Below are 9,736 nucleotides of genomic sequence, written 5' to 3' on the forward strand. Positions count from 1 at the left end.
ACATTGTGGGAACGCTCCAACGTGGGAGCGCACCCACAGCCACCAAAGGGGATATGGCATGAAGTGGTCTCGATCCCGGTCGGCGAGCTTCCTCGCGGCCGGCGCAGCATCTGCTCTTCTGCTCACCGCCTGCAGCACGGGCGGCGGCACCGAGCCCGGTGAGGGCGACGACGGCGACGGCGGCTCCGAGTCCGTCGACCTCTCCATCCACTTCTGGGGCGACATGGGCTTCACCCAGCTCGCCGAGCAGTACGAGGAGGAGAACCCGGGCGTCACCATCACGCTCGTCGAGGGCGAGTTCAACGCCCAGCACGAGGCGCTCCAGCAGCAGCTCATCGCCGGCTCGGGCGCCGCGGACATCGTCGCGATCGACGAGGGCTTCATCGTCCAGTTCCGCAACCAGCCCGACAAGTTCGTCAACCTCCTCGACCTCGGCGCGGCCGACTACGAGGAGCGCTACCTCCCCTGGAAGTGGCAGCAGTCGCTCTCGGCCGACGGCGCGACGCAGATCGGCCTGGGCACCGACGTGGGCGGCCAGGCCATGTGCTACCGCCACGACCTGTTCGCGGCCGCCGGTCTCCCGACCGACCGCGACGAGGTCTCGGCGCTCTGGGACGACGAGGGCTGGGACGGCTTCATCGCCGCGGGCGAGACCTACGTCGCCAACTCGGGCAAGAAGTTCGTCGACAACGCCACACAGATCTTCAGCCCGGCCCTGGCGCAGCAGGAGCACAGCTTCTTCAACGAGAACGAGGAGCTCACGCCGGAGCCCGGCCCGAAGGCCGCCTTCGAGATCACCGAGCAGGTCATCGACGCGGGCCTGTCGGCCAACATCGCCGCCTGGTCCGACGAGTGGAACGCGGGCTTCGCGAACGACGCGTTCGCCGTCCTCGCCTGCCCGGCCTGGATGACCGGCCACATCCGCAACCAGGCGCCCGACAAGGCAGGCCTCTGGGACATCGCCGCCATCCCCGGCGGCGGCGGCAACTGGGGTGGCTCGTTCCTGACGATCCCCGAGCAGAGCGAGAACCAGGAGGAGGCGTGGAAGCTCCTCTCCTGGCTCGTGCAGCCCGAGCAGCAGATCGCCGTCTTCGAGACGGTCGGCAACCTGCCCTCGCAGCCGGCGCTCTACGAGGACCCGAAGATCCAGGAGCGGGTCGACGAGTTCTTCAACAACGCCCCGACGGGTCAGATCTTCTCGAAGACCGCGCTCGAGCTGGAGCCCCAGTACCTGGGCAAGCGCAACGGTCCGGTCCGGGTCGCCGTGGAGAACGTCCTGAACGACATCCAGGCGGGCAACCTCTCGACGGGTGCCGAGGCCTGGGAGCGCGCGGTCTCCGAGGCCGAGCTCGCCGCACAGGGCTGACGCAGCCCGCGCGTCGACCCTGACGCGCACGCAGCCGCTGGGCGGGACGGGTCTCGTGCCCGTCCCGCCCAGCGCCGCGCGGACCTCACCGGGTCCACCGCGGCCGCACCGACACCAGCCCGCAGCAGCCGGTTGCCTCGACCGGTCCCTTCAGGAGGTCCCATGTCCGCCACCAGTGGCGTGAAGGCGACGGCCGTCGCCCCGCGCACCACCGGGAGCGAGAGCAGGAGCAGCAGCCCGACCCCGCCGTCGCACGACGTCGGCGGATGGCACCGGTTCTGGGGGCGGTTCGACCACAAGGTCGTGCCCTACCTGCTCATCTCGCCGTTCTTCATCCTGTTCGCCGTGTTCGGCCTCTTCCCGCTGCTCTACAACGGCGTCGTGGCCTTCCGGAACTGGAGCCTCCTCGACCCCGCGAACGACGGGTGGGCGGGCTTCGCCAACTTCGCGAGGCTGCTCGAGGACGACAAGTTCTGGAACGCCCTCGGCAACACCTTCGGCATCTTCATCCTCTCGACCGTCCCGCAGCTGTTCCTCGCGCTCGTCATCGCGGCGCTGCTCAACCGCAAGCTGCGCGCGACGTCGGTCTTCCGCGTCGGCATCCTGCTGCCGTACGTCACGCCGGTCGTGGCCTCGACGCTGGTGTTCGCGTCGATCTTCGCGAAGGACAACGGCCTGGCGAACTGGGTGCTCGGCCTCGTCGGGGTCCAGAGCGAGCTCGGCGGCGGCCAGGTCATCGAGGGTGTCGACTGGCGCTCGACGAAGCTGACCTCCTGGACCGCGATCGCGATCATGGTGAACTGGAAGTGGGTCGGCTACAACGCCCTGCTGTACCTGTCGGCGATGCAGTCGATCCCGAAGGACGTCTACGAGGCAGCCGCGCTCGACGGCGCCGGCGCCTGGAAGCAGCTCTGGCGGATCACCGTCCCGATGATCCGTCCGATGGTGCTCTTCACCGTCGTGCTCTCGACGATCGGCGGCCTGCAGCTCTTCGCCGAGCCCATGCTCTTCGAGCAGAACGCCCAGGCCGGGACGGGCGGCACGCGCGGTCAGTGGCAGACGGTCGCCCAGCTCATCTACTACACCGGGTGGAAGCAGCTGAACCTCGGCTACGCCGCGGCGATGTCCTGGGGCCTGTTCCTCATCATCGTCGTCATCGCCGCCTTCAACGCCTTCCTCACGAACCGCCTGGGAGGTGGCAAGCGATGACCAGCACCGGACCGTCGAGCCTCGGCGTGCGCACCGTCGGCGCCGTGGGCCCGACACCCACGCACGACACCCAGCCCGTGCGGCGCAAGGCGGCCCTGCTGGGCCGCTCGCCGCAGGACACGGCCGCGAGCCCGTGGAACTACGTGTTCCTCGTCGTCGCGATCCTCGCCTCGGCCTTCCCGATCTACTGGATGTTCGTCGTCGCGACGGGCACGGACGCGGACCTCTCGCGTCCGGCCTACATGGGCCTCGTCCCGGGCGACAACTTCATGCACAACGTCGGCGTCGTGCTGGGCAACGTCGCGGAGCAGGGGCGCTCGTACGACAACGCCCGCTTCGCCGACTCGTTCGTCAACAGCATCCTCGTCACGGTCATCGTGACGGCGTCGCTGCTCTTCTTCTGCTCGCTCGCGGGCTTCGCCTTCGCCAAGCTCCGCTTCAAGGGCCGCGACGCGCTCATGGTGATCGTCGTGCTCACGCTGACGATCCCGAACCAGCTGGGCATCGTCGCGCTCTACATCATCATCTCGAAGCTGGGCTGGCAGGGGCAGCTGATCTCGGTGATCGTGCCGGGGCTCGTCTCGGCCTTCGGGGTGTTCTACATGCGTCAGTTCATCGAGGACTCGATCCCCGACGAGCTGATCGAGTCGGCCCGCGTCGACGGAGCCTCGACGTTCCGCGTGTACTGGAACATCGTCATCCCGATCATCCGGCCCGCCCTCGGCGTGCTCGGCCTCCTCACGGCGGTCGGCACCTGGAACGAGTTCCAGTGGGCGCTCATCGCGCTCGGCTCCGGCAGCCCGAACAAGACGATCGGGGTCGCGCTGAGCGACCTGGCGTCGGGCAACTACGTCAAGTACCGCATCGTGCTGGCCGGCTCCTTCCTCGCCACGGTCCCGCTGATCCTGCTGCTCTTCGTCGCGGGCAAGCAGATCGTGCGCGGCATCATGGAGGGCGCGGTCAAGGCCTGACCCGCACGCCCACGCGCAGCACCAGCACCGACGACGGCGGCCGGCCCCTCAGGGGGTCGGCCGCCGTCGTCGTCCGGCCCGCCACCGGGCGGACATGCGCTCGATGGCGCGCGGCCTCTCGGCGTAGCGCAGGACCCCGCCGTCGTGCCCGAGGTAGGTCACCTGGACGGACTCGATGCGCTCGCCGCTGAGGATGACCTGGTTCCACGCGTCCAGCGGGGTCCAGCTCGCGGCGTCCTCGGGGTCCTTGCCGTCCGCCAGGCGCGCCAGGCCCTCCCCGCCGATGACGACGTCGCGCTCGTCCGAGGCACCGGGGGAGTACCAGCGCAGCGCGCCCTTGTACTGCGTCCCGCTCTCCATCCGCACCCGCAGCCACGTGCGCGACGCCGCCGGGGGTCGGTCGAGGTCGAGCGAGGCGTACCAGACGCTCACCGCCGAGATGTCGCCCTTGATCCCCGAGCCGGTCAGCGACTCGGCGACGAGTGCGAACGAGCAGGCGAGGACGAGCTCGAGCACCACGAACGTGGCCACGGCCCCGTAGTTCGCCGCGGCGTAGGTGTTCCCGGCCGCGAGCCACGCGCCGACGTCGGGCAGGCGGTCCCACCATGACGAGACCCACAGCATGACGACGAGGGCGAGCACCGTGAAGATCAGGCTCCGCAAGGCGACGCGCCCCGCCTCGCGGAAGGCACTGGTGACGGGCGCGGGCTGGCGGCTCTCGCGGCGCATCTCGTAGACGAGCCCGGGAGCGACGAGACCGAGGAGCGCGAGCAGCGCCCCCGCCGTCTCGGGGATCACGGACCGACCGGACCGCTGTAGCCGCCACCCCCATACCCCGCATCGGCGATCGCATCCGTCCCGGGGGCGTGGCCGTGCACGCCGCTGCCGGAGTCGAAGCGCCCGTCGTCGGGGTCGGGCGCCTGGCCCGTGATCGCCGCCTCGACGCTCCGGGCCGCCCTGTCGGCGACCTCCGCGGCCGCCTCGGCCGCCTCGCCGGCGGCGAGCGCCGCGTCGCGCAGGGCGGTGAGCTGCTCCACCCGCTCCGGGTCGGTGCCGGCCGTCGCGTCGTCGCCCATGGAAGACCTCCGTCGAGCTGCCCCGCGCCATCACCGCGGCATGTGCCCTGGGGCCACGATCGCGTACCCGGCCGGGCGGCACAAGGGTGCTCGGGCGCCGCGCTGCGCCGCGCGTCGCGTCGGTCCTCGCACCGGTCGTCGCACGGTGCGGCGGTCAGTCGGCGCGCGCGCTCGTGGTCACGGTCAGCGCGATGCCGTCGGACCACCCGGCGGTGACCCAGCTGAGGAGCGCGGGGCGGGCGACGGCGCCGAGCGTCAGCTCGGCCGTCCGGCCGTCCGGGGTGCCCGCGTCGACGATCGTGAGCCCGTCGAGCCGCGACGCCGCGGGGGCACCGGCGAGGTGCTCCTCGACGGCCTCCCGCACGCGTGCGGAGGACAGGACGAGCAGGGCGTCGTCGTCCGCGCGGCCGTAGTAGGCGGCCTCGTCGAGCGCGTCCGCAGCGTCCAGGACAGCCAGGTCGGCGAGGGCGAGCAGACGCTTGCGCTCGAGGTGCACCGCCGACGCCGAGACGACGACGGTCACGAGGAGGAGGGCGAGGACGCCGAAGGCGATCGACAGCAGCATGACCTGCCCGTCGTCGCCGCGGGCGGCCCGGACGCGCCTGACCAGGCGCCTCATCCGCCGACCGCTCGGTGCTCGTCGACGGTCCCCGTGGCCGACGCGGTCACCGGCACGGCGAGCGGCACGACACCCTGGAGCCACGACGGCACCCCGGGCAGCGCGACCTCGACCGCGACGTGCGCGGTGACGGCGGTCCCGGGCGTCAGGCAGCTGGTCGCCGCGCAGGTGAGGGAGAGGCTCTCGCCCGCCGCGGCGGGGTCGAGCCCCTGGTCGTCGAGCGCGAGGGCGACGGAGGCGGTCGCCCGCTGCGCGCCGGTGGTGGCGTCGTCGGCGGTGACGAAGCCGCGCACCGCCTCGCGCGCGGCGCCGTCGACCGCGAACGCGGCGGCCTGCAGACGGCCCAGGACGAGGACGAGGTACACCGTCGGGACGAGGAGGAGCAGGGCGACGCCGAGGAACTCGACGACCGCGCTGCCCGCGTCGCCCGCCGGTGCGGTCGCCCGGTCCCGGACCGCGGCACGGACCGTGCGCGTCCAGCCACGCAGCGCGACGATCACGGCAGCTCCTCGAGCGCGTGGCCGTCGACGACGAGCGAGCCGGCCGGGCCGAGCGGGCCCAGCACCGGCAGCGCGGCCGTGACCTGGACCCGGACCACCGGCAGGCCCTCGACCGTCGTGGCTTCCGCGACGACGTCGTCCGCGAACCGCGGCGCGAGGGTCATGGTGATGAGCTCGCGCGTGCGGCGTTCGGCGTCGGCCGGGCCGCGGTCCGCGAGCGCGCCGTAGCGCGCACCCTCGGCGGCGCAGTCCACCAGCGTCGAGCGCACGTGCAGCGCGAGCGTCAGCTGCAGCACCCCGGCGAAGAGGACGGTCGTGAGCGCCGCGACCAGGACGAAGTCGACGACGGCCGACCCGGCGTCAGCCGCCGAAGGACGTGACACGCTCGATCGCGGACTCGAAGACGCCGGCGAGCGCCGGGCCGGCGACGGCCCACAGGGCGATGACGAGCCCGGCGGTCATCAGGGTGACGAGGACCCAGCCGGGGACGTCGCCCGCGTCGTCCGACCAGCCGCCCGGCGGGCGCAGCCGCACCGCGAACCCGCTCGCCGGGGTGGCCTGCGGGTCGACGGCCTCGGTGACCGCGGGCGCGGTCGTGACGTCCGCGGCTGCGGCGCCGGCCACGGCGTCGGCGACCGGGTCGGCTGATCCGCCGGGTTCGGGGGTGTGCTGCACGGTGTCCTCCAGGTGGGTTCGGGCAGTCGGGTCGGGTTGGGTGGCGACGGGCGTCACAGGTCGAGCCGCAGCGCGCTGAGGCCGGGGAAGACGGCGAAGACGACGGTCACCGGGAGGATGAGGAAGACGACCGGGACCATCATCGCGACCTCCTTGCGGCCGCCCGTCTCCATGAGGGCGCGCCGACCGGCCTCGCGGACGTCCTGGGCCTGGGCACGCAGCACGTCGGCGAGCGGCGTGCCTCGGTCGACCGCGACCGCCACGGCCTCGGCGAACCGGGACAGGCTCACGAGCCCGGTCCGGTCCGCCATCCGCTCGAGCGCGACCGTCAGGGGAGCGCCGGCCCGCGTCTCGGCGAGCGCGGCGCGCAGCTCGCCGGACAGCTCGCCACGCGTCGCACGGGCGACGCGCTCGAGCGCGCCGAGGGCCCCGTCACCGGCGCCGACGGCGAGGGCCAGCAGCTCAGCGACGGCGGGGAGCTCGGCGAGCATGCGCTCCTCGCGCCGACGGACCTGGCGGGCGAGCGCCTGGTCGCACGCGGCGAGTCCCGTGACGGCCCCCGTGAGCACGAGCACGAGGCCCGCTGCCGGGTTGAGGCCGCGTCCGGCCATGAGGGCGAGGGCCAGGAGCAGACCGCCCGCGGTCCCGACGACCGCAGCGACGACCTGCTCGGAGCGGAACTGCTCGACCGTGGTCGTCCGTCCCGCGCGCACGAGGCGCGCCTGCACCTCCGGACCCGCCGAGCCGACGCGCTCGACGAGCCGGACGGCGTCGTGCATGACGGGGGCGAGCAGGCGCTCCAGCACCGGGAACGGCGACCGCGCGGGCGCCTCGTCGAGCAGCCCGGACGTGTCGGCGGGCAGGCGGAGGTAGGGCGCGAGGCGCTCGTCGAGCCGTGGCCGCCGGCGTGCTCGCAGCGCCGCGACGACGAGCCACGCGCCGAGGCCCAGGACGAGGCCTGCGAGCGCCCCGACCGGCGCGCCGGGCGTCACCGCAGCACCCGGACGTCCTCGGGCAGGCGCCCGATCCGGACCATCAGCCGGTAGGCGACCGCCGTGCAGCCACCGCCCAGCGCGAGGACGGCCACGCCGGCCGGTGTGTCGTAGACCGATGCCGCCTCGGGGCGGGTCGAGAGCAGGGCGAGCACCAGCCAGGGCGCCGCCACGGCGAGGCGCGCGGCGTTGACCGTCCAGCTCTGCCGCGCCTCGAGCTCGCCGCGGGTGCGGGCCTCCTCGCGCAGGAACGCCGAGAGGGTCCGCAGGAGGCGGCCGAGGTCGGTGCCACCCACCTCGCGCGTCAGGCGCAGCGCCTCGACGATGCGGTCCGCGACGGGGTCGGCGAGCCGGGCCTTGAGGGCGTCGAGCGCGTCGCCGAACCGGCCGGTCGCGCGGTGGTCGGCGGCGAAGGCGCGGAAGGCGGGCCGCAGCTCGACCGGTCCGCGGTCCCCGAGCTGGGCGAGCGCCTCGGGCAGCGAGAGGCCCGCCCGGATGCCGGACGCGAGGTGGTCGACGACCTCGGGCCACACCTGACGCAGGGCCGCGCGTCGCCGTCGGGCGCGGGCGCGCACGAGCGCGAGCGGCGCGAGGGCGGCCATGACGGCGAAGCAGGCGGCGACCGGCGGCGCCTGCGTGAGCGCCGTGCCCAGCACCATGGTGACGACGCCGGCCGTCGCGCACGCGCCGATCAGCCCGGCCGGCGTCACGCCGGGGGCACCCGCCTGGACGAGCAGGTCGGCGAGGTCGGCGGACCGCCGGCCCGAGCTCGCCCGCCGGGGGACGGGGGACGTCGTCGCCCACAGGAGCAGGCAGAGCCCGGCCCCGAGCAGGAGCCCCGCGACGGCGCCCACCGTCAGGCGGCCCTGTCGTTGAGGAGCGCGACGACGTCGACCCCGACGCGCGCGAAGCGGTCGGCGTGCGGCGGGAAGCCCTCGGCGCGGACGAGCACGCCCTGGCGGGTGGTGAAGATGTCGCTCGTCTCCACCACGCCGTTCTCGACCCGGCCCGGGACGGCGACGACCTCGCGCACCGTGCGCCGGCCGCGCGCGTCGCGGTCGAGGTGTACGACGAGGTCGATCGCCGACGCGACGGTCGGCACGACGAAGGCCGCGGACACGTTCTCGCCCGCGAGCAGGGGCAGGGTGCAGACCTTCGTGAGCGCCTCGCGGGCGCTGTTCGCGTGCACGGTGCACATCCCCGGCACGCCCGCGTTGAGGGCGATGAGCATGTCGAGGCTCTCCGCCTCGCGCACCTCCCCGACGACGATCCGGCTCGGCCGCATGCGCAGCGCCTCCTTGACGAGACGGCGCAGCGTGATCTCGCCCGTGCCCTCGAGGCTCGGCTGACGGCACTGCAGCGCGACGACGTCGCGGTGACCCAGGCGGAGCTCGAAGACCTCCTCGCACGTGATGACGCGCTCGCGGGCCGGGATGGACCCGGCGAGGGCGTTGAGCATGGTCGTCTTGCCCGCCTGCGTCGCCCCGGAGACCAGCACGTTGAGGCCGGCCGCGACGGCGGCGCCGAGGAAGCGCGCGGCCTGGGGCGTGACCGAGCCCAGTGCCACCAGGTCGTCGAGGTGACCCGCCCGGACGACGTACTTGCGGATGTTGACCGCCCACGTCGACCGCGTCACGTCGGGGATCGCGACGTGCAGGCGCTCGCCGCCGGGCAGCGCGGCGTCGACGAAGGGGCTCGACAGGTCGAGCCGGCGACCCGAGACCTTGAGCATCTGCTCGACGAGGTCGCGCACCTGCGCCTCGGTGAGGATGGTGGTGGTGAGCTCGGGCTCGCCGCGCCGGGCGACGAAGACCTGCTCGGGGGAGTTGATCCAGATCTCCTCGACGTCGTCGTCGTCGAGGTACTGCTGGAGCGGGCCCAGCCCCGCGACGGCGTCGACCACCGTCTTGGTCGCGGCGGCCGGGTCGACGAGCGGGGGCACGTGACCGCGCACCGACCGGTCGTCGTAGTCCGCCACGACGTCCCGGACGAGGTCGCGCAGCGTGGCCGGGTCGCGCAGCGGGTCGATGCCCCGCCGGCGGATGAGCTCGCGCACCTCCTGCTCGAGCTGTGCGACGCCCTCCACCGAACCCCCTGCATCGTCGCGCGACCGGCCCGCGCGCTGCCGAGGAGCATAGGGGAGCGAATTGGGACAGATCAGGGCCCTGTGGACACCCGTTCAGGTGATCGGACGCGCGAACGGGTGATCCGCCGGCGGCCGCGACCGACGGCGCCTCAGGCGGGCGGCGGGTCCTTCGGCGCGGCCCGCGGGGTGCGGCGGCGCGGCGCCTTCGCCGGAGCCGCGTCCGCCTGCGGCTCCGACGGGGG

At 73.7% G+C, this 9,736-nt stretch carries 12 protein-coding genes; 3 read left to right on the forward strand and 9 right to left on the reverse strand.

Annotation, left to right across the window (positions count from 1 at the left end; all coding sequences use genetic code 11):
* Positions 1-58 precede the first annotated feature (58 nt).
* From ICW40_RS01920 to ICW40_RS01930, 3 genes are all read left to right on the forward strand, one after another.
* Entirely contained in the window at positions 59-1,366 is a 1,308-nt protein-coding gene (locus ICW40_RS01920) for an ABC transporter substrate-binding protein (protein ID WP_221652134.1), read from the forward strand.
* A gap of 162 nt (positions 1,367-1,528) precedes the next feature.
* Positions 1,529-2,575 carry a carbohydrate ABC transporter permease gene (locus ICW40_RS01925; RefSeq protein ID WP_221652135.1) on the forward strand — a complete coding sequence of 349 codons (1,047 nt, stop codon included), beginning with the start codon at positions 1,529-1,531 and terminating at the stop codon, positions 2,573-2,575.
* Entirely contained in the window at positions 2,572-3,546 is a 975-nt protein-coding gene (locus ICW40_RS01930; RefSeq protein ID WP_221652136.1) for a carbohydrate ABC transporter permease, read from the forward strand. Before ICW40_RS01925 ends, ICW40_RS01930 begins: the two co-directional genes overlap by 4 nt.
* A gap of 48 nt (positions 3,547-3,594) precedes the next feature.
* On the opposite strand, the gene ICW40_RS01935 is transcribed toward ICW40_RS01930, so the two are convergent.
* The 9 genes from ICW40_RS01935 to ICW40_RS01975 form a co-directional block, all read right to left on the reverse strand.
* Positions 3,595-4,344: a DUF6338 family protein gene (locus ICW40_RS01935; protein WP_221652137.1), complete on the reverse strand. Its 750-nt coding sequence runs from the start codon at positions 4,342-4,344 to the stop codon at positions 3,595-3,597.
* Positions 4,341-4,622, reverse strand: coding sequence for a hypothetical protein (locus ICW40_RS01940; protein WP_221652138.1), 282 nt, complete (start codon positions 4,620-4,622; stop codon positions 4,341-4,343). The genes ICW40_RS01935 and ICW40_RS01940 overlap by 4 nt, the downstream gene beginning before the upstream one ends.
* A gap of 154 nt (positions 4,623-4,776) precedes the next feature.
* Complete coding sequence (locus tag ICW40_RS01945) at positions 4,777-5,241, reverse strand: pilus assembly protein TadG-related protein (RefSeq protein ID WP_260458635.1); 465 nt, start codon at positions 5,239-5,241, stop codon at positions 4,777-4,779.
* The gene (locus tag ICW40_RS01950) at positions 5,238-5,741 is read right to left on the reverse strand and encodes a pilus assembly protein (protein WP_308121566.1); all 504 of its coding nucleotides are present in this window, start codon (positions 5,739-5,741) and stop codon (positions 5,238-5,240) included. Before ICW40_RS01950 ends, ICW40_RS01945 begins: the two co-directional genes overlap by 4 nt.
* Complete coding sequence (locus ICW40_RS01955) at positions 5,738-6,124, reverse strand: TadE family protein (protein ID WP_221652139.1); 387 nt, start codon at positions 6,122-6,124, stop codon at positions 5,738-5,740. The genes ICW40_RS01950 and ICW40_RS01955 overlap by 4 nt, the downstream gene beginning before the upstream one ends.
* Complete coding sequence (locus ICW40_RS01960; protein ID WP_221652152.1) at positions 6,102-6,416, reverse strand: hypothetical protein; 315 nt, start codon at positions 6,414-6,416, stop codon at positions 6,102-6,104. The genes ICW40_RS01955 and ICW40_RS01960 overlap by 23 nt, the downstream gene beginning before the upstream one ends.
* Before the next feature lie 53 nt (positions 6,417-6,469).
* The gene (locus ICW40_RS01965; protein WP_221652140.1) at positions 6,470-7,408 is read right to left on the reverse strand and encodes a type II secretion system F family protein; all 939 of its coding nucleotides are present in this window, start codon (positions 7,406-7,408) and stop codon (positions 6,470-6,472) included.
* Entirely contained in the window at positions 7,405-8,262 is an 858-nt protein-coding gene (locus tag ICW40_RS01970; RefSeq protein ID WP_221652141.1) for a type II secretion system F family protein, read from the reverse strand. Before ICW40_RS01970 ends, ICW40_RS01965 begins: the two co-directional genes overlap by 4 nt.
* Positions 8,263-8,264: 2 nt before the next feature.
* The gene (locus tag ICW40_RS01975; protein ID WP_221652142.1) at positions 8,265-9,494 is read right to left on the reverse strand and encodes a CpaF family protein; all 1,230 of its coding nucleotides are present in this window, start codon (positions 9,492-9,494) and stop codon (positions 8,265-8,267) included.
* Between the last annotated feature and the right edge of the window lie 242 nt (positions 9,495-9,736).

This window comes from Actinotalea ferrariae (assembly GCF_019733465.1).
Classification (GTDB): Bacteria; Actinomycetota; Actinomycetes; order Actinomycetales; family Cellulomonadaceae; genus Actinotalea; species Actinotalea ferrariae_A.